At 68.9% G+C, this 19,537-nt stretch carries 18 protein-coding genes; 10 read left to right on the top strand and 8 right to left on the bottom strand.

Annotated features, from left to right (window positions below):
• The first annotated feature begins 150 nt into the window (after positions 1-150).
• The 3 genes from NVS83_RS20955 to NVS83_RS20945 all read left to right on the top strand — a co-directional run bounded on the left by NVS83_RS20955 (position 151) and on the right by NVS83_RS20945 (position 2,840).
• Positions 151-1,155, top strand: a complete 1,005-nt coding sequence (locus NVS83_RS20955) for a glycosyltransferase (protein ID WP_258741098.1) — start codon at positions 151-153, stop codon at positions 1,153-1,155.
• Complete coding sequence (locus NVS83_RS20950; protein ID WP_258741096.1) at positions 1,142-1,738, top strand: acyltransferase; 597 nt, start codon at positions 1,142-1,144, stop codon at positions 1,736-1,738. The genes NVS83_RS20955 and NVS83_RS20950 overlap by 14 nt, the downstream gene beginning before the upstream one ends.
• 67 nt (positions 1,739-1,805) lie before the next feature.
• Positions 1,806-2,840, top strand: a complete 1,035-nt coding sequence (locus NVS83_RS20945; RefSeq protein ID WP_258741095.1) for a glycosyltransferase family 4 protein — start codon at positions 1,806-1,808, stop codon at positions 2,838-2,840.
• A gap of 18 nt (positions 2,841-2,858) precedes the next feature.
• Here the strand turns inward: NVS83_RS20945 and NVS83_RS20940 are convergent, their stop codons facing one another.
• From NVS83_RS20940 to NVS83_RS20925, 4 genes are all read right to left on the bottom strand, one after another.
• Entirely contained in the window at positions 2,859-4,289 is a 1,431-nt protein-coding gene (locus tag NVS83_RS20940; protein ID WP_258741094.1) for a glycoside hydrolase family protein, read from the bottom strand.
• A gap of 125 nt (positions 4,290-4,414) precedes the next feature.
• Positions 4,415-5,629: a hypothetical protein gene (locus tag NVS83_RS20935; protein WP_258741093.1), complete on the bottom strand. Its 1,215-nt coding sequence runs from the start codon at positions 5,627-5,629 to the stop codon at positions 4,415-4,417.
• 15 nt (positions 5,630-5,644) lie between these two features.
• Positions 5,645-6,964 carry an O-antigen polymerase gene (locus NVS83_RS20930; RefSeq protein WP_258741092.1) on the bottom strand — a complete coding sequence of 440 codons (1,320 nt, stop codon included), beginning with the start codon at positions 6,962-6,964 and terminating at the stop codon, positions 5,645-5,647.
• A 114-nt stretch (positions 6,965-7,078) separates the two neighbouring features.
• Positions 7,079-7,879 carry a hypothetical protein gene (locus tag NVS83_RS20925; RefSeq protein ID WP_258741091.1) on the bottom strand — a complete coding sequence of 267 codons (801 nt, stop codon included), beginning with the start codon at positions 7,877-7,879 and terminating at the stop codon, positions 7,079-7,081.
• A 406-nt stretch (positions 7,880-8,285) separates the two neighbouring features.
• Between NVS83_RS20925 and dapF the strand changes: the two genes are divergently transcribed.
• Genes dapF through NVS83_RS20905 form a run of 4 tightly spaced genes read left to right on the top strand, consistent with a single transcriptional unit; the run spans position 8,286 to position 12,031 of the window.
• A complete protein-coding gene (gene dapF, locus NVS83_RS20920) occupies positions 8,286-9,170 on the top strand; it encodes a diaminopimelate epimerase (RefSeq protein ID WP_258741090.1) in 885 nt (294 codons plus the stop codon).
• A gap of 4 nt (positions 9,171-9,174) precedes the next feature.
• A complete protein-coding gene (gene mtaB / locus NVS83_RS20915; RefSeq protein WP_258741089.1) occupies positions 9,175-10,449 on the top strand; it encodes a tRNA (N(6)-L-threonylcarbamoyladenosine(37)-C(2))-methylthiotransferase MtaB in 1,275 nt (424 codons plus the stop codon).
• 6 nt (positions 10,450-10,455) lie between these two features.
• A complete protein-coding gene (ftsY, locus tag NVS83_RS20910; protein ID WP_258741088.1) occupies positions 10,456-11,397 on the top strand; it encodes a signal recognition particle-docking protein FtsY in 942 nt (313 codons plus the stop codon).
• Positions 11,398-11,431: 34 nt separating this feature from the next.
• Positions 11,432-12,031, top strand: coding sequence for a septation protein A (locus tag NVS83_RS20905; RefSeq protein ID WP_258741087.1), 600 nt, complete (start codon positions 11,432-11,434; stop codon positions 12,029-12,031).
• A 36-nt stretch (positions 12,032-12,067) separates the two neighbouring features.
• Here NVS83_RS20905 and NVS83_RS20900 read toward each other — a convergent pair whose 3' ends face one another.
• Together NVS83_RS20900 and NVS83_RS20895 are read right to left on the bottom strand one after the other, a co-directional pair.
• A complete protein-coding gene (locus NVS83_RS20900) occupies positions 12,068-13,114 on the bottom strand; it encodes an aldo/keto reductase (RefSeq protein WP_258741086.1) in 1,047 nt (348 codons plus the stop codon).
• Between the two features lie 104 nt (positions 13,115-13,218).
• Complete coding sequence (locus tag NVS83_RS20895) at positions 13,219-13,914, bottom strand: arylesterase (protein WP_258741085.1); 696 nt, start codon at positions 13,912-13,914, stop codon at positions 13,219-13,221.
• A gap of 55 nt (positions 13,915-13,969) precedes the next feature.
• Here NVS83_RS20895 and NVS83_RS20890 point away from each other — a divergent pair, with 55 nt between their 5' ends.
• The 3 genes from NVS83_RS20890 to NVS83_RS20880 all read left to right on the top strand — a co-directional run bounded on the left by NVS83_RS20890 (position 13,970) and on the right by NVS83_RS20880 (position 18,245).
• Positions 13,970-14,701, top strand: a complete 732-nt coding sequence (locus NVS83_RS20890; RefSeq protein ID WP_258741084.1) for an ABC transporter ATP-binding protein — start codon at positions 13,970-13,972, stop codon at positions 14,699-14,701.
• Complete coding sequence (locus NVS83_RS20885) at positions 14,698-17,298, top strand: ABC transporter permease (protein ID WP_258741083.1); 2,601 nt, start codon at positions 14,698-14,700, stop codon at positions 17,296-17,298. The genes NVS83_RS20890 and NVS83_RS20885 overlap by 4 nt, the downstream gene beginning before the upstream one ends.
• Before the next feature lie 164 nt (positions 17,299-17,462).
• A complete protein-coding gene (locus NVS83_RS20880; protein WP_258741082.1) occupies positions 17,463-18,245 on the top strand; it encodes a Bax inhibitor-1/YccA family protein in 783 nt (260 codons plus the stop codon).
• A 91-nt stretch (positions 18,246-18,336) separates the two neighbouring features.
• Here the strand turns inward: NVS83_RS20880 and NVS83_RS20875 are convergent, their stop codons facing one another.
• Both NVS83_RS20875 and NVS83_RS20870 read right to left on the bottom strand, forming a co-directional pair.
• A complete protein-coding gene (locus tag NVS83_RS20875; RefSeq protein ID WP_258733960.1) occupies positions 18,337-18,603 on the bottom strand; it encodes a hypothetical protein in 267 nt (88 codons plus the stop codon).
• 72 nt (positions 18,604-18,675) lie between these two features.
• On the bottom strand, positions 18,676-19,503 hold the full coding sequence (locus NVS83_RS20870; RefSeq protein WP_258741081.1) for an SDR family oxidoreductase: 828 nt from the start codon (positions 19,501-19,503) through the stop codon (positions 18,676-18,678).
• Between the last annotated feature and the right edge of the window lie 34 nt (positions 19,504-19,537).

The raw sequence follows: 19,537 nt of genomic DNA, 5'->3' as shown, positions 1-19,537 counted from the left end.
ATCGGCGGCGATCGCGCCGGCTGGCGCTCCCGCCCGGATATCCATGCAACGATCGTCGAGGACATAGTGGACGTGTCGAAGCGCAGGCATCTCTTGTTCGCCGGGCCCCTCGGGGGCGATGCGGCCGGAACCCGGACGACGGCGGAGGCGATGCTTCGGTACATCGACGATCTCGGCTTCTTCGAGATCCGGCGCTTCGACCTGTCCTTCTCCTTCGCCGAACGCCGACGGCGCTTCTACATATTTAGCCGGCTGCGCCGCCTGTGGTCGTTCATCGTCACGGCCGCCCTGCTGCCGCGCGGGGCGGGGCGCGTCTGCTACCTGGTGGCGGACGGGAACAAGGGGTTCTACTTCACCCTCGGCCTGCTTGCGGTGCTGCGCCTGCTCGGCTATCGCATCATCCTCAGCGTGCGCAGCTTCCGGCTGCTGCGCAGCGACCCCAAGCTGTTCGCGAAATCGGCGGCGTTCGGCGGCCGCAACCTCACCTATATGACGCTGTGCCCCGCCATGACGCGCAGCATCGTCGACGCCGCCGGAGCGGTGAAGCACTTCGAGTTCAGCAACATCATCTTCCACGCCCCCCAACCCGAGCCGGGCGGCTCGTCGGGCGAGGGCCCGCTGCGGGTCGGCTTCATCTCGAACATCCTGCCGGGCAAGGGCGCGGACGTGTTCGAGAAGCTGGCCGGCCGGCTGAAGGACACGGGCGCCTACGAGTTCGTGCTCGCCGGCTATGCGCGCGATCCGGAGTATTTCGCCAGCATCGGCGAGTTGAAGCAGCCCTGGGTTGACTGGGTCGGCGGCCTCGAAGGTGACGCGAAGCGGGACTTCCTGCAGGGCCTCGACATCTTCGTGTTCCCAACGACCTACCCGGACGAGGCCCAGCCCAACGTCGTGTTCGAGGCGGCGACCTATGGCGCCTTCGTCATCACCACCGATATCGCCTGCCTCGCCGGCGACGTCGCCGGGCTCGGCGGCGTCACCAACCCGATCGACGACTTCGTCGACAAGGTCGCGGCGATGCTCGACTCGCAGACCTTCCGCGCTACGGTGCGGCAGGGCCGGGCCGAGCGGCTCGCAACCTATGCCCATGCGCGCGATGCGGCCCGTGCCAATGCCGACGTGGCGATCCGGAGCGTCCTCGATGCGGCTCCCTGACCTGTTCGCCGGACATACCCAGCTTCGTGGGCGCCTGCGCGGGCTCTGGTTCAAGTTCAAGATCGCGCTGTTCCGCTGCGATTTCCGCATCGGCCCCGGCTTCACCATCGGCGGCCCGGTGATGATGACCAATGGCTGGAACGGCATCATCCGCGTCGGTGCCAATCTCGTCATGGACGATCTCAAGATCACCCTGCTGCGCGGGGCGCGCCTCGAAGTCGGCGACCGGGTCAGCGCCAATCGCGGCCTCATCATCGGCTGCATGGAAGAGATCCGCATCGGCGACGGCACGATGATCGCCGAATACGTCACCATCCGCGATTTCACCCACCGGATCGAGGTCGGCGTGCCGATGCGCGATTCCGGCTTCAAGTCGGCGCCGATCGTCATCGGCGAGAATGTCTGGATCGGGCGCGGCGCCTGCATCCTCGAGGGCATCACCATCGGCGCGAATTCGGTGATCGGGGCCAATGCCGTGGTCACGCGCTCGGTTCCGCCCAATTCCGTCGCCGTCGGCGTCCCGGCACGTGTCATCCGCACGCTGGCGCCGGAAGGCGCGGCACGGCAAGGCGCGGCACGGTAAGGCGCGGGACGGGCGAAGCGGGCGGCTCATGCCGGTGCGGGCCGGCGCGTTTGGGGCGGAGAGACTGATGAGAGTTCTGGTTCTGTGGTCGAAATGGTCGGGCTACATGGACGCCAGCGTGCGAGAGCTGCAGGCGATGACCGGCTGCGAGCTCGACGTCGTCATTCCGAGCGGCTCGTCGCAGGCGCCCTACCAGACCGACCAGTTCTTCCAGTTCCCCTGCCGGGTCTGGGCCCAGTCGGACGGCGCGGCGATCGACCGCCTGCTGGGCGAAGGAAGCTACGACCTCGCCCTGATCTGCAGCTGGCACATCCCGGTCTACCGCAAGGCGGCGGCGGCGCTGCGCGGGCGCGCGGTGCGGGTGCTGTGCATGGACAATCAGTGGCTGGGCACGGGCCGGCAATGGCTCGGCGTCGCCGCGTTCCGCCTGCACCTGAAGCGCCTGTTCGACTGGGCCTACGTGCCCGGATGCCGGCAGGCGGACTTCGCGAGCCGGCTCGGCTTTCCGGTGACCCGCATCATCGAGGGCCACTATGCCTGCGACATCGACCGCTTCGGCGTCGACCATCGCGAGAGCGAGCCGGACAGGAGCTTCCTCTTCGTCGGCCGCCTGGTGCCGGAAAAGGGCCTCGACATCCTCGAGAAGGCCTGGCGCCGCTTCGCCGAACGTCCCGAATACGGCGACTGGCGGCTGGTGGTCTGCGGCACCGGGCCGCTGACGGAGGTCGTCGCGCAGCTTCCGCGCTGCGAGCCGCTGGGCTTCATCCAGCCGGGCGAACTTCCCGCCATCATGCACCGGTCGGGCGCCTTCGTACTGGCCAGCCGCTACGAGCCCTGGGGGTTGGTGGTGCAGGAGGCGGCGGCGTCCGGCCTGCCGCTCGTCGTCACCGATCGCTGCGGCGCGGCCGACTACTTCCTGCGCGACGGCATGAACGGCATTCGCATTCCCGCCGAAAGCGAGGACGCGCTCTACGAGGCGCTGTGCCGGATCGCTGCGAGCACACCGGAGGAGCGCCGGCGCATGGGCGAGCTCAGCGCCGCCATCGCGCGCCAGCGCACGCCGCTGGGATGGGCGGTTTCGGCGACGCGCGCGCTGGTCTGACCGGCAGGCGCGCGGCGTCTATTGCCGCGACAGGGTGACGATGGAGCGGACCGTGTTGTGCGCGCTCAGCGAAGCACTGTCGTCGACGCCGGCGCAGACGATGTTGTCGAGCTCGTTGCCGGTGAAGTCCGGTCCCGAGACGACCCGGCCGCTGCCGAAATTGACGTCGCGTATGACGTTGCCTCGCCCGGCCTCGAACACTGCCGCGTCGTCGTCGGCGGCGCCGTGGAAGCGGACCTGGCCGAGAGTGCAGTTCATCGGCCCGTCGCGCCCGCCGCTGCCCCATTGCAGGCAGCGGGCGAAATGCGCGCAGGCGACGTCGGCGTTGCGGATGTCGCAATCGACCGGCGCGCTCGCCTCGCTCTTGCCGGACATGAGCAGGATGCCCACCGCGTCGCGCAGCCCGGGCGCCTTCACGTCCAGCCCGTCGATGCGGATGCCGAAGCAGTATTGCAGCCCGACCAGGATCACGCCGCCATCCTTGGTGTAGCGGCTCGCGTCCAGCCGGACATTGGACATGGTGACGTTGCGCGCCATCTCGCCGAGCGAGATCCACCCGTTATAGGCCGGCTGGTCGCTCGGCACATAGGTCATGTCGAGGTCGGACACCGTGCTGTCATGGGTGCCGAGCTTGATCTCGCAGCCCCGATTCCAGAACGTCCCGGAGATCCCTTCGAGCCGCGAATGGGCGAGGCAGTTGCCGAACACGAGGTCCCGCACGTCGGCGAATGTCAGGTTCTCGAACGCGCAGTCATAGGCGGCGCCGAAGGAGATGCCCCCGCCCTCGAAGCGCAGCCGCTGGATGCGCACATCCTCCACGCAGTGCGCCGGCTGGCGGGAGAAGCCGTTGAAGGCGTGGAGCTGGAGGAGGTCGGCCTCGGGGAAGTCCGCCGTCAGCGGGTGCTGGATGTCGAGCCGCCCGGCCGCCATGTCGACGGCGATGATCTTCACCAGCTGCTGGCGCACCGGAAGGCGCGTGCCGTGCAGCGTCGTCAGCCGCTCGCGGGTAGCGACGATCGCGAAATCGCCCGGCTGCGGGCGCCAGGGCAGCGCGGCGTTGCCGAGCGCAAGCGTCTGCTCGCCACGGGCGGCGGCTTTGAGCGGCGCCGCCGGAAACCGGCTCAGCATCTCGGTGGTGTACTCGCCCAGCGAGAAGCACTCGCGGTCAACCGGCCGCTTGGGATCGAACGGGGAATCGTTGCGGATCGTCGCCTCGGCGGAAACGCCCCTGTGGGTCACGTGCGAGTTCAGCGTGATCCGGCTGGTGACGCGGTAGACGCCGTCATATTCGACCACGCCGCCGACCTCGGAGGCCCTGGCCTGCGCCGCGCGCAGCGCCTCGGTGTCGTCGGCGAGCCCGTCGCCCTTCGCGCCGAAATCGGCCGGGCGGAACACCTGCCGCTCGTCGGCCCGCGCGCGCCACCAGCCGAAAAGGCCCGTGCCCGCCACCGCACCCGCGCCGCGTAACAGATTCCGCCGACTTATCATCCACACCCCGCCGCCGAGCATCGCCAACGGTCAGGATGGGCAGGCTTTATGGCCTGACTGCGTCGGCGGCCCTTCCTTCTGCGTGCTCAGGCCACCGGCTCGGCATGCCCGGCGAGTTCCGGCTCTGGTTCGGGCTCGCGCAGCGAGAAGGCGACCGCGACGAGCTGGAAGAAGCTGAAGCCGTAGGTGACCAGCACCGCCTGCTGCAGCGAGCCCACCCACAGGCAGATGCCGGCCGCGAGCGCCGCCAGCACGCCGGACGCCATGATGAACTGCCCGTGGCGCGAGTAGCGCGAGGCGATGTCGACGGCGATCTGCGAGGTCGTGGTGCCGATGACATAGACGAAGGCGAGCGAGACATATTGCGCCGGTCCGCAATAGGAGGCGGGCAGGATCAGGCAGCTCAGGTCGAGGATCAGGAAGCGGAGCTGGTAGACGATGAACAGCGCCACCCCCGTCCCGCCGACGATCATCGCGGCGAGCTTCAGCACGAAGCCGCGCGTGACGTGGCCCGCCGCGCCGCCATAGAAGGCGCGGCCGATGGCGACGGTGAAGACCGAGACCGGCGAAAACAGGCCGCAGATCGTCAGGAACACGCCGATCACCGCGGTTTCGACCCGGGACAGGAAGAACAGGATGTAGACGTAGCGCGAGAACACCGAGGCGAAGGACAGCAGCCACATCAGGAGCTGGCCGACCGAAAACAGCTTCAGGTGGACCGCGGGAGCGCCGCGGCGCACGCGGCGATGCAGGAACTGCATGGTCGCCAGCGCGAGGACCAAGAGGCCAGCCGATGTATAGATCCCGTAGACGACCACCGTGCCGCCGATGCCGGCAAGGTAGATGTACAGCAGCAACGCGATGATTATTCCCGTGTAGAAATAATTCATGATCATCGAGTTGAAATAGCTGGCGCGGAAGTTCTCGAACTTGTTGACGGTGTCCACCACCACGGACGATACCGCCGTCAGGAAGACGAGGCCGACGATGCCCACATCGTCGTGGAAGACGTAGTAGAGGAACGTCGCCACGATCCCCGCCAGCACCATAAGCACCGCCGCGCGGACGAAGTCGCGCGGGTTCACCGTATTCTGACGGATCTGCGAGAACATCAGCGGCATGCCGACCGACGAGAAGCTCGCCGACAGCCCCACCGACGCGATGATCGCCGCCAGATGCGCGCGCTCGGTCGGGGCGAGGATGCGCGCCAGCAGGATGAAGGTGCTGATCGAGAGCAGAAGGTTGATGAGGTTTAGAAACAGGTTGTAGGCAGAGGCGAGTATGAATCGTTTGGTGAACATCTAACGTCTCTGCTTCTAACGCTGTCGGTAGGCGCGGCTTGCCGGGGGACGATGCTTTATGAGCGAGCGCGATCTTGTCCACAGCGACGCCAGCACGAAGGGCAGGAACCCGTACACATACTGCGTGATGTTCAGCATCGAGCGCAGGCACATGTAGATGTACAGGAGAGACATCAGCTTGAAGGCGAGGTTCTTGCGTCCTCCGTCGCTCGACAGGAGCATGGACAGGAAGACGTACATCACCAGGAAATAGACGATCGAGCCCACGATCCCCCAGGTCGGACCGAACATCGAGACCATTTCGCCGATATAGCCGATCGTCCACCACGGCTCGCGGTAGTGCCCGAAATCAAGGTCCGCGAGCGAGGGTTTGCCGGGCCAGATCGTGCGCGGCACCCAGTTCAGCAGCGAGATCGCGAAGGTCGCGCCCGCATCGGTCCGCTCGGGGCTGGTGGAGGCGAGCTTGAGCGAATGCAGCACCAGGGCGAAATTGTTGTCCTGGTGGTAGTAGAAGGTCAGCTCGTCCGAGGTGTAGTTGGCGAGGCCGCCGGCGCGGAACTGGACGATGAAGCCGTTCACCGCCAGGCCGAGGGCCATGAACAGAGCGAACAGCATGACGCGCGAGAACGGGCGGAACCGGCGCGCATAGATGATCAGCCCCGGCAGCAGGGCGATGGTGAAGGCCGTCCGGCTGCCCTGCGAGAACAGCAGGTAGACGCCGACCAGGAACAGCAGGATGCGCAGCGGCGCGATCCGCCGGCGCTCGGCCAGCGCCCCGCCCATGATGGCGATGGCGGCCGGCTGGGTGGCGGTGAGCAGCGCGAAGAGCGGGTTCTGCTCGCCCTCGGCCATCATGCGCAGATCGGCGAAGCGGTCGTCGCGCGCCATCAGCGAGTTCTCGATGATGGCGCCGATGTTAAACGAATAGAAGACCAGCAGCGTCAGCGTGTAGGCCACCACCAGCAGGACCGCCACCGTCTCCAGCGTCGTGCCGGCCATCAGCTCGGCGGGCTGGTCGGACGATTGCGGCTGCCTGAAGAAGGTCGACAGCAGTCGCACGAACAGCAGGGTGACGAGGATGGTGACGACGAGGAGCACGTGTTCGCCCGCGAACACGTTGTAATGCATCACGTACCAGCTGTTGTAGAGCGCCTCGGTGCCGGAGATCGCGAAGTCCGACAGGTAGATGTAGGTGACGCAGACGATCATCCAGCCATAGGCGTACCGCGCATGCAGCGGCACGGAACGCATGAACAGGTCCCGGAACGCGAAGATCGTCGCGTAGACCAGGAAGGCGAGATGAACGACCCGCAATATGTCAGCCCAGATCGCCATGCATCCCCCCGGCTCGGGTTCGGCGGGCCGGCGTCGACCGGGCGGACGGCGTGGCGGCGCCTCGGGCGATGGGTGCGAGGCCCCGGGACCGTCGCGGGCGCGCCGGAGCCGGCCTCATGCGAGACGACGGAACGTGTCGGCGAGGTAGGCGATCCCGTCCGGCAGGTCCATCCAGTCCGTGCTGGCGCCACCCGCCTGCGCCTCGCCCGCCTCGAGCGCCGCGAGCCGCGCCCGGACCCCGGGGACGGTGATGTTGCCGTCATATGAAAAGCGCGGGTCGCGGCGGAAATCGTACCATTGCGAGATCGAGTTCGAGATCACCGGGCAGCCGGCGCTCACCGCCTCGGTCACCGTGGTGGTGCCGGCGGCATGGCGGTTGGTCGAGATCGGCATGATGAGCGCCGCCGCGCCGGCATAGAGCGCCTTGAGCTCCTCATAGTCGATGCCGACCAGGAACCGGACCCGCGGATTGGCCGCCTCGCGCGCCCCGTCCGACTTTTTGGAGGTCGAGACGCGGACGATGTCGAAACTCTCCGCCAGCCTGTCGACCACCGCCTCGTCCCGGTCCGCGTCGCCGACCACCAGCAGGAACGAGGAGGGCGCGCGCTCGGTCTCGAAGAAGGCGACGTCCACCAGCGGCATGGCGCGGTGCAGCTTGCGCCGGATGAACCGGTGCGAGCGCAGGTAGCGATAGGTGCGCTCGTCCATGGCGTGCACCTCCGACGCGAGGAGGCAGACGAACAGGAAGCGCAGCCACGCCACGTGCCGCCGCCAGCCATTGGTCTGTGTCGGCACGCCAAACGTCAGGAACACCAGCTTGAAGCGCGGGGCGGAAAGGATCTTCTTCAGCGAGGGCCGCCAGGTGAAATAGATGCCGTCGCCACTCAGGGTTGCTCGGAACGGCTCCGCGGTCATTCCGCAGGCCTGCGCCGCCTGCCTGATGCAGTAAAGGTAATGACGGGGGGTCTTCCGCGACCACTTCTTTCCCTGAACTTCCTGCCAGGGATCGTCATCATAGAAGACCGTCGTCATTGAGTTCCGAACTCTCCAACCGGGGCGACAATCTCGAGCGATTTGCGACTCGCCGGCGGGTGCGCGACCGTACCGGGCTAAGGGTTCGTATAGCTTGATTTGCCGTGCGCCTCTAGGTGGTTACTCCCATTCATACCGCCGCCCGGGCGACAAGGGAGGAGCTAGGCTTTTTCGGCAACATGCGGGTGCCCGGCGGTATGCGATGGCTGCGGGCTCTGCGCATCGGCGCTGGCCATCGGCGGGGCTGTCGCCATATAAGGACGACGATCATCCGCCACGATCGCGAGCCATGGCAGCGCTGGAAAATCGACCCTTCGTCAAGATGAACGGTCTCGGCAACGAGATCGTCGTCCTCGACCTGCGCGACGCGCCGCTCGCGGTGCCGGCAGCGGAGGCGCGCGCGCTCGCCCGCGCCGACGTGTTGCCCTTCGACCAGATCATGGCGCTCTACCCGCCGCTCCACGAGGGCACGAGCGCCTTCGTGCGCATCGTCAATGCGGACGGTTCGGAGGCGGGGGCCTGCGGCAACGGCACGCGCTGCATCGCGCTCTACGAGGCCGGTCGCACGGGCCGCCATCACTTCGTGTTCGAGAGCGTCGCCGGCCTGCTCGACTGCACGGTCAAGCCGGACGGCGTGACCGCCGACATGGGCGTGCCGCATTTCGGCTGGGCCGACATCCCGCTCGCCGGCCCGGTCGCTGACACGCGCGAGCTGGAACTGCAGGCCGGGCCTTCCGAGGCCCCGTTGCTGCGCGCGCCCGCCGTGGTCAATGTCGGCAATCCGCACGCCATCTTCTGGGTGGACGACCTCGACGGGATCGACCTCGCCCAGTACGGGCCGGAGCTCGAGCACCACCCGGTCTTCCCCGAGCGCGCCAACATCTCGCTGGCGAAGATCGTCTCGCCCGAGCACATCGTGCTGAAGGTCTGGGAGCGGGGCGCCGGCCTCACCCGCGCCTGCGGCTCGGCCGCCTGCGCCGCCGCCGTCTCCGCCGCCCGTCTCGGGCGGACCGGCCGGCGCGTGCGGGTAACGCTGCCCGGCGGCGACCTCTTCATCGACTGGCGTGAGGCGGACGACCACATCCTCATGACGGGCCCGGCCGAGTACGAATTCGACGGCCGGCTGACCGCCGCCATGCTCACCGACGACACGCCCCACGTCGAAGTGAACTGACGCGATGACGGTCGAGGTGGTGACATTCGGCTGCCGGCTCAACGCGCTCGATTCCGCCAGCGCGCAGGCGCTGGCGACCCGCGCCGGGCTGGAGCGAGCCGTGGTGGTCAACACCTGCGCGGTGACGGCCGAGGCGGTGAAGCAGGCCCGCCAGTCGATCCGCCGATTGAAGCGCGAGGACCCTTCCCGCCGCATCGTCGTCACCGGCTGCGCGGCACAGATCGACCCGTCCGCCTTCGCCGGCATGGAAGAGGTCGACCGCGTGCTCGGCACCGCCGAGAAGCTGGATCCTGCGCGCTGGGCCGAGACCCGGCAGGCGCTCGATTTCGGCAGTATCGCGGACGAGCAGATCGCGGTCGGCGACATCATGAGCGTGCGCGAGAGCGCGCCCCATCTCATCGACGGGGTGGGCGAGGCGATCGGGGGGCGCACGCGCGCCTTCGTCGAGGTCCAGACCGGCTGCGACCACCGCTGCACCTTCTGCGTCATCCCCTTCGGGCGCGGCAATTCGCGCTCGGTGCCGATGGGCGCGGTGGTGGAGCGGGTGAACCGGCTGGTGGAGGACGGCTATGGCGAGATCGTGCTCACCGGCGTCGACCTCACCTCATACGGCGCCGACCTGCCCGGCGCCCCGCGGCTCGGCACGCTGGTGCGCGCGCTGCTCACCCACTGCCCCGGCATGCGGCGGCTGCGGCTGTCCTCGCTCGACGCGGTCGAGGTCGATGACGAGCTGATGGCCGCCATCGCCGGCGAGGAGAGGCTGATGCCGCATCTGCACCTGTCGCTGCAGGCGGGCGACGACCTCATCCTCAAGCGCATGAAGCGCCGCCATTCGCGCGCCGAGGCCATCGCCTTCTGCGCCCGCATCCGCCGGCTGCGGCCGGACGTGGTGTTCGGCGCCGACATCATCGCCGGCTTCCCGACCGAGACCGAAGCGCATTTCCGCCGTTCGCTCGACCTCGTCGACGCCTGCGGGCTGACGCATCTGCACGTCTTCCCGTTCTCGCCGCGCCCCGGCACGCCGGCCGCCCGCATGCCGCAAGTGGCCGCCGAAACCGTGCGCGAGCGCGCCCGGCGTCTGCGCGAGAAGGGGGCGGGCGCGCTGCTGCGCCATCTCGCGGCCGAGGTCGGCACCACGCGCGAGGTACTCGCCGAGCGCGGAGGCGTCGGCCGCACGCCCGGTTTCACCCCGGTCCGCCTGCCGCGCCCGGTGGCGCCGGGCACGCTCCTTTCCCTTCGCATCGCCGGCCATGACGGCGCGCGGCTGATCGCGGCCTGAGGCACGATGAACGACACCCCCTCCCCCCGCCCCGGTTTCTGGAAGCGCCTGACGCAGGGCCTGACGCGCACCGCGTCGAACCTGTCGACCGGCATCACCGACCTGTTCACCAAGCGCAAGCTCGACGCCGGCACGCTGGAGGACCTGGAAGACGTCCTCATCCGCGCCGATCTCGGCGTGGAGACCGCCCAGCGCATCGCCGAGGCGGTCGGCCGGGGCCGCTACGACAAGACCATCGAGCCGGACGAGGTGCGCGCGCTGGTCGCCGCCGAGATCGAGGAGATCCTGAAGCCGGTCGCCCATCCGATCATGTTCGAGGCCCCCGAGCGCCCCTTCGTGCTGCTGATGGTCGGCGTCAACGGCTCGGGCAAGACCACGACCATCGGCAAGCTCGCCTCCACCCTGCGCGCGCAGGGCAAGAGCGTCGTGCTCGCCGCCGGCGACACCTTCCGCGCCGCCGCGATCGAGCAGCTCAAGGTCTGGGCCGGGCGCACCGGCGCCGTGGTGGTCGCGCGCGAGCAGGGCGCGGATGCCGCCGGCGTCGCCTTCGACGCGCTGCAGAAGGCGCGCGCCGAGAATGCGGACGTGCTCATCATCGACACCGCCGGCCGGCTGCAGAACCGCGCCGAGCTAATGGCCGAGCTGGAAAAGATCGTCCGCGTGGTGAAGAAGCAGGAGCCTTCCGCCCCGCACGCAGTGGTGCTGACGCTCGACGCCACGGTCGGCCAGAACGCGCTGTCGCAGGTCGAGGCGTTCGCGCGCGTCGCCGGCGTCACCGGCCTCGTCATGACCAAGCTGGACGGCACGGCGCGCGGCGGCATACTGGTGGCGCTCGCCGCCAAATACGGCATCCCGGTTCATCTCATCGGCGTCGGCGAGGGCATCGACGATCTCGAGCCGTTCGAGGCCCGCGACTTCGCCCGCGCCATCGTCGGGCTCGACGACTGAGCCCCCCGAAAGCCTTCCGGAAAAGGTTGACCGAATGAGCGACACGCCCGGCGAAACCAAGCTGCGCACCATGCACCCGGCGATGAAGTTCGCGCTGGAGATGGGGCCGCTCGTCGTGTTCTTCATCGCCAATGCGCGGGCGGGCATTTATGTCGCCACCGCCGCCTTCATGATCGCGACCTTTGCCGCCCTGGCGATGATGTGGCTGCTGGCGCGCAAGATCGCGGTGATGCCGCTGGTCTCGGCCGCGGTGGTGCTGGTGTTCGGCACGCTGACGCTGTGGCTGCAGGACGACCATTTCATCAAGATGAAGCCGACCATCGTCAACGCGCTGTTCGGCCTCGCGCTGCTGGGCGGGCTGGCGCTGAAGAAGCCGCTGCTGCCCTACATACTCGGCGACGTGTTCGTGCTCACCGATCGCGGCTGGCGCGAGCTGACCATACGCTGGGGCGTGTTCTTCATCGTCATGGCGGTGGTGAACGAGATCGTCTGGCGCTCGGTGTCGACCGATACCTGGGTGGCGTTCAAGACCTTCGGCTACCTGCCGCTCACCCTCGTCTTCGCCATGGCGCAGGTGCCGCTGATGACCCGGCACAGCGCCGAGCCGGCCGCCGGAGCCGACCCGAAGGAATAGGGCGGAGCCGTCGCCCCGCCCGTCCCATGAGACGCACTACGGCGCCGGATTGCCGCGAAGCTGGTGCACCGCGTCGATCTTCGCCGACAGCTCCGGCGTGAAGGCGACGTCGATGGCGCCGATGTCGGTCTCGAGCTGCTCCATGGTGGTCGCGCCGATGATGACCGAGGCGACGAACTCCTTGGCGAGGCAGAAGGCGATGGCCATCTGCGAGGGGTCGAGCCCCTGCTCGCGGGCGATGGCGAGATAGTCGTCGATCGCCTGTTCGGTGCCGGCATGCTCGTAGCGCTGGCCGCGGTTGAACAGCGCGGTGCGCGAGCCGGCCGGGCGCGCGCCCTTCTGGTACTTGCCGGTCAGGTAGCCCTGCCCCAGCGGGGAATAGGCGAGCAGGCCCACATCCTCGCGCAGGCCCACCTCGGCGAGCGCGGTCTCATAGGTGCGGTTGAGCAGGTTGTAGGCGTTCTGCACCGAGGCGACGCGCGGGGCGCCGGTGCGCTCGGCCTCGCAGATGAAGCACATCGTGCCCCAGGCGCTCTCGTTGGAGAGGCCGACATGGCGCACCTTGCCCTCCTTCACCAGCTCGGCGAAGGCGTCGAGCGTTTCGGTGATCGGCACCTCGTCGCCCGCCGGCGTGGTCCAGCGGGTCGGGTTGGCGCCGAATTGCGGCACCGGGCGGCCGGGCCAGTGGAGCTGGTAGAGGTCGATATAGTCGGTCTGCAGCCGCGTCAGGCTCTTGTCGACTGCCTCGCGGATCTGCGCGCGGTCCGGGCGGGCGGGCGCGCCGCCGTCGCGGAACCAGGTCATCTCGGAGAGCCCGCACACCTTGGTGGCGAGGATCACCTTGTCGCGATTGCCGCGCGCCTTGAGCCAAGTGCCGATGATGCGCTCGGTCGAGCCCTGGGTCTCGGCCTTGGGCGGAATGGAATAGAGCTCGGCCGTGTCGAGGAAGTTGATGCCGCGGTCGAGGGCGTAGTCGAGCTGGGCATGGCCCTCGGCTTCGGTGTTCTGCTGGCCGAAGGTCATGGTGCCGAGACAGATGGCACTGACCTCGAGGCCGGTGCGGCCCAGCGGGCGATACTGCATGTCGAATGTCCGGAAAACAGGTCGTGGTCGGGGCGCGAACCTAGCCCGGCCTACCCTGTCACCGCAAGCCGCCGGCCGGCCGGCCGCCCTCGGCCGGACGGCCCTCAGCCGGCTTTGCGCGTGGCGATGTCCTTCACGAAGGCCTCGACCACGGGCAGCATGCGCTGCACGATCAGCTTCACGCCCTCGGGCGTGGGATGCATGCCGTCGGCCTGGTTGAGCTTGGTGCCGCCCGCCACGCCATCGAGGAAGAACGGGTAGAGTGGCACGCCGTATTTCTGCGCCAGCTTCGGATAGATCGGGTTGAAGCGCGCGGCGTAGTCCGGCCCGAGATTGGGCGGCGCCAGCATCCCGGCCAGCAGGACCGGAATGTGCCGCTGCTTCAACCGCGCCAGCATGTCGTCGAGCGCCTTCTCGGTGATGGCCGGGTCGATGCCGCGCAGCGCGTCATTGGCGCCGAGCTCGAGGATGACGCCGTCCGTACCGTCCGGCACCGACCAGTCGATGCGCGCGAGGCCCGCGCTCGACGTGTCGCCGGACACGCCGGCATTCTCGATCGTCACGTCGTAGCCCTTGGCCTTCAGCGCCGCCTCGAGCACCACCGGAAAGGCCTGGCTCGCCTGCAGGCCGTAGCCGGCGGTGAGGCTGTCTCCGAACGCGACCAGATGGATCGGCTCGGCGCGCGCGGCGGCCGGCGCGATCAATCCGGCGAGAGCGAGGGCCGCAAACGCGGCCGCCACGGCCCTGCGGGCCTTTCGTCCGCGATGCGGTGCACCATATGGTGACCTTTCGCCCGCCATGCTGACGCAAGGTCGCCGCAGGCCGAGTAACGCACCGACGAACGCAAAGGCCACCATGCCGTCCAGCTCCCAGTCCAATCCCGACAGTTCCGGTCCCGCCATCCGCCTCGATCAGGTCGAGCTGTCGCTCGGCTCCGGTGCGGCCCGGGTCCACATTCTCAAGGGTGTGTCGCTCAATATAGGTCAGGGTGAGGCGGTTGGCCTCATCGGACCGTCGGGATCGGGCAAGTCGAGCCTGCTGATGGTGCTCGCGGGGCTGGAGCAGGCCGACAGCGGCAGCGTCACCGTGGCCGGCGAGGAGCTGACGCGGCTCGACGAGGACGCGCTGGCGCGCTTCCGCGGCCGCCATGTCGGCATCGTGTTCCAGGCGTTCCACCTCATCCCGACCATGACGGCGATGGAGAACGTCGCCGTGCCGCTGGAGCTCGCCGGCCGCGCCGATGCCTTCGAGCGCGCGGCGGCGGAGCTGACCGCGGTCGGCCTCGGCCACCGGCTCGACCACTATCCCGCCCAGCTTTCCGGCGGCGAGCAGCAGCGGGTCGCGGTGGCGCGCGCGCTGGCGCCGGAGCCGCGCATCCTCGTCGCCGACGAGCCGACCGGCAATCTCGACGAGGCGACCGGCCGGCAGATCATGGACCTGCTGTTCGCGGCGCAGGCGCGGCGCGGGGCGACGCTGGTGATCGTCACCCACGACCCGGCGCTCGCCAATCGCTGCGACCGCACGGTCCGCCTGCGTTCGGGCGAGATCGTGCCCGAGGCGGGCGCGTTGGCGGGGGCGCCGGCATGAGCCTCACCAGCCTGCGCTCCACGGCGGGCACCGGCCGGCCGCCGGCCCTCGGCCCGACGGCACGTTCCTCGCTGGCGCTGCGCTTCGCCCTGCGCGAGCTGCGCGGGGGCCTGCGCGGCTTCGGCGTGTTCCTCGCCTGCCTCGCGCTGGGTGTCGCGGCTATCGCCGGCGTCGGCTCCTTCTCACGCTCGCTCACCGACGGGCTGGCGCGCGAGGGCACCTCGCTGCTCGGGGGCGACGCCGCCTTCACGCTGGTGCAGCGCGAGGCGAGCGCGGACGAAATGGGGCTGCTGCGCGCCGGCGGCACCGTCTCCAGCGTGGCGACGCTGCGCGCCATGGCCCGCGCCGGCGCGGGCGACGCCCTGACCTCGACCCTGGTCGAGGCCAAGGCGGTGGACGGCCACTACCCGATGGTCGGCGCGGTCGAACTCGAGCCGCCCCAGCCGCTGCAGGGCGCGCTCGCCCGCGAGGGCGACGCCTTCGGCGCGGTGGCGGACCCGCTGCTGGCGGAGCGGCTGAACTTGAAGACCGGCGACCGTTTCCAGCTCGGCTCGGCGACGCTGGTGCTGAAGGGGTTGATCACCCGCGAGCCGGACGTGCTGGCGACCGGCATCGGCTTCGGCCCGCGGCTGATGATCTCGCTCGACGCGCTCCACGCCTCGGCGCTGCTGCAACCGGGCAGCCTGGTGCACTGGCACTACCGGGTGAAGCTCGACCGCCCCGCGACGCTCACCGATTTCCTCGACAGCGTGCAGAAGGGTGCGCCGCAGTCCGGCTTCGAGGTTCGCACCCGCGAGGCCGCAACGCCGCGCCTCGAAACGAACGTGAAGCGCTTCACCGAATATCTCACCCTGGTCGGGCTCACCGCGCTGCTGGTCGGGGGCGTCGGCGTCGCCAATGCGGTGAAGAGCCACCTCGACACCAAGCGGTCGGTCATCGCCACGCTGAAGAGCCTCGGCGCGCCGGGCGGCACGGTGTTCTCGGTCTATCTGGTCGAGGTCGGGCTGATCGCGGCGATCGGCATAGCTCTCGGCCTCGTGGTCGGCGCGGCGCTGCCCTTCGCGTTGAACGCCGCCTTCGGCTATCTGCTCCCGGTGCCGATCGAGCCGGGCGTGCAGCCGATGGCGCTGGTGCTCGCGACCCTCTACGGCGCGCTGATCGCGCTCGCCTTCGCGCTGTGGCCGCTCGGCCTCTCGCACGACGTGCCGGTCTCGGCGCTGTTCCGCGACGACGTGGAGGCCGGCCCCCGCCGCCCGCGCCGCGCCTATGTGGTGATGACGGCGCTGGCCGTCGGCGCGCTGGCGGTGCTGGCGGTGCTCGCCTCCGAGGACCGGCGGATCGCGATCTACTACCTCGTCGCGGCGGCGAGCGTACTGGTGACGCTGCGCCTGGTCGGGCTCGCCATCATGGCGCTGGCGCGCCGCCTACCCCGGCCGCGCAACACCAGCGCGCGGCTGGCGCTCGCCAACATCCACCGCCCGGCGGCGCTGACGCCGACCATCGTGCTCTCGCTCGGCCTCGGGCTGACGCTGCTGGTGACGCTGGCGCTGATCGACCGCAGCCTGACGCGCGAACTCACCGCCAGCCTGCCGGCGCAGGCGCCGAGCTTCTTCTTCCTCGACATTCCGAGCACGCAGGAGAGCGAATTCACCCGCTATGTGCAGGACAAGGCGCCCTCCAGCGACGTCGAGATCGTGCCCATGCTGCGGGGGCGACTGATCTCGCTCGGCGGACGGCCGGTGGAGGACATCACCCCGCCGCCGGAATTCGCCTGGGTGCTTTCCTCCGACCGCGGCGTCACCTATGCCCGCAAGGTGCCGGAGGGCTCGACCGTCACCGAAGGGCAGTGGTGGGCGCCCGACTATACCGGCCCGCCGCTGGTCTCGTTCGAGAAGGAGATCGCCGACGCGTTCGGGCTCAAGATCGGCGACACCGTCACGGTCAACGTGCTCGGGCGCACCATCACCGCGAAGATCGCCAATCTGCGCGAGGTGGAATGGGAGCGGCTCTCGATCAATTTCGTGATGGTGTTCTCGCCCAGCACCTTCGCGGGCGCGCCGCACACGCTGCTCGCCACGCTGAGCCTGCCGGACGGGGGCTCGGACGCCACCGAGCGCGCCGTCGCCCGCGCCGTCGCCACCGACTTTCCCGCCGTCACCGCCGTGCGGGTGAAGGAGGCGCTGACCCAGATCGGCGAGATCGTCGGCAACCTGCTAATGGCGATCCGCGGCGCCAGCCTCGTCACCCTCGTCGCCAGCGTGCTGGTGCTCGCGGGCGCGCTCGCCGCCGGCCAGCACCACCGGGTCTATGACGCGGTGATCCTCAAGACCCTCGGCGCCACGAGGGCGCGGCTGGTGGGCGCCTATGCGCTGGAATATGCCGCGCTCGGCCTCGTCACCGCCGTGGTGGCGGTCGGCGCCGGCACGGTCGCGGCCTATGTGGTGGTGACGCAGGTGATGAACCTCGCCTTCTCGTGGTCGAGCGGGGCGGCGCTGGGCGCGGCGGGGGTCGCGCTGGTGCTCACCGTCGGCTTCGGGCTCATCGGCACCTGGCGCGCGCTCGGGCAGAAACCGGCCCGCATCCTGCGCAATCTGTAGCGGGGTAGCGGCGCCTCCGGCGCCTGACCCTAGGTCAATCCTGTCGCAAACTTCACTTGCGGCGGGGCGATGGGGACCTCATATTCCTGTCGGGTTTCCAACGGAGGCCATCCGGCATCGTGCCGGGGGCTGCCCGCACAGAGGTTATTGGGAGAGGATCGTCCATGTCCGACTTCAACCGCAACGTCTCCGTGCCGCGCTTCGGAGCGACGGCGACGCGGACGCAGGCCGAGATCGACCAGGGCCTGCGCGCCTATATGCTGCGCGTCTACAACTACATGACGCTCGGCCTCGCCATCACCGGCGCCGCGGCGCTCGGCATCTACATGCTCGCCGTCTCGGACGTGCCGACCACGGTCGCGCTCGCCCCGAACGTCTATCTCACGCAGTTCGGCGCCGCGCTGTTCCTCAGCCCGCTGCGCTGGGTGGTGATCCTCGCCCCTCTGGCGGCGGTGTTCTTCCTCAGCTTCCGGGTCGACCGGATGAGCGTCGGCGCGGCGCAGGTAGTGTTCTGGCTCTACGCGGCGCTGGTCGGCATCTCGCTGTCGTCGATCCTGCTGGTCTACACGCATGAGAGCGTGGTGCGGGTGTTCTTCATCACCGCCGCCGCCTTCGGTGCGCTGAGCCTCTACGGCTACACCACGACGCGCAGCCTGTCTGCGATGGGCTCGTTCCTGATGATGGGCCTGTTCGGCATCATCATCGCGATGGTGGTGAACATCTTCCTCGCCTCCTCGATGCTGCAGTTCGTCATCTCGGTGGCGGGCGTGCTGATCTTCTCGGGCCTCACCGCCTACGACACGCAGCGCATCAAGGAGATGTACTTCGCGGGCGACGACGACGTGGTCGCCGGCCGCAAGGCGATCATGGGCGCGCTGACGCTCTATCTCGACTTCATCAACCTGTTCCTGATGCTGCTGCAGCTGTTCGGCAACCGCAACAACTGAGCGGGCGGCACATCCCGACGGACGAAGCCCCGGCGCGAGCCGGGGCTTTTTCATGTGGGTCAGGTTTCTGCTCGGGCACGGACCAGCCGCCCTACCAGCGCAGATTCTCCTCCAGCCAGTGGTTCACCTCGCGAAAGCCCATGCCGCGATAGGGCTTGCGCAGCAGCGCCACATAGAGGCCGTCCCGGTCCTGCGTGAAGGCGCGCAGGCGGAAGAACAGCTCCTCGTCGGTCTCGGCGGTGCTCACCGCATAGGTGGTGGGCCCGAGCTGCGTCCACGATGTGAGCTTGATGGCATCGACCATGGCGTCGACATTGGCTGGATTCCTGAGGTCGAAGGTGACCATGAAGACGGACATGAGAACTCCCGCACGGCATGCTGCCCCAGCGGGAAGCATGCCGCGTGCCAGCCGCCGCCGCCACCTCGCTGCCTAGGCCGCGCCGGAAAAGCGCTCTCGCAGCAGCGCCATATAGGCCTCCTCCGAGCCCTCGCGCCGGGCGGCGACCAGCGGACGGATATCCTCGGTAGCGACATAGCGGAGCCGGTCGCTGTCGTCGCTCGCGGCCCGGTAGATCACCTCCACGACGTCGGCCTCGCTCGCGAGCCGCTCGCCGCGCAGGCCCGCGAACAGTGCCGCGGTGCGCCCGACGAAGCGGTCATAGTCGGGAATCGATGCGGCGCCCGCCGCCTCCTGCGTGCTGCGACGGCCGAAATCGGTGCTCAGCACCCCGCCCGGCTCGACGAGCTTCACCCTGATGTTCTGCGAGGCGAGCTCGAAGGAGAGCGATTCCGAGAAGCCCTCCAGCGCGAACTTGCTGGCGCAGTAGAGCGAGATCATCGGCAGGGTGAACACCCCCGCGCCGGAGGAGACGTTCACGATCACGCCCCCGCCATTGGCGCGCATATGCGGCAGTACCGCCCTGATGACGTCCATCACGCCGAACAGGTTCACCTCGAACTGCTCGATCACCTTTTCGCGCGGCGTGGCCTCGAACAGGCCGAACAGGCCGTAGCCGGCATTGTTGACGACCACGTCGATACGCCCGAAGCGCGCGATGCCGGCATCGAGCGCCGCCGCGATGCTGTCGGGGTCCTGCACGTCGAGCCGGGTGACCAGCACGTTATCGGCGGCGAGGTCGGCGCCCACCTCGGGACGGCGCATGGTGGCCACCACGTTCCAGCCCTGCTGTGCGAGATGAAGGCTCGCCGCGCGGCCGAAGCCGGTGGAGCAGCCGGTGATCAGAACGGTCTTCGTCATCTGTCTCGCCTCGTGAGGTGTGTGAAGAGAGGGA

The sequence above is a fragment of the Ancylobacter mangrovi genome (genome assembly GCF_024752335.1).
In the GTDB taxonomy this organism is placed as follows: domain Bacteria; phylum Pseudomonadota; class Alphaproteobacteria; order Rhizobiales; family Xanthobacteraceae; genus Ancylobacter; species Ancylobacter mangrovi.
This window is presented reverse-complemented; position numbering and strand designations above follow the sequence as displayed.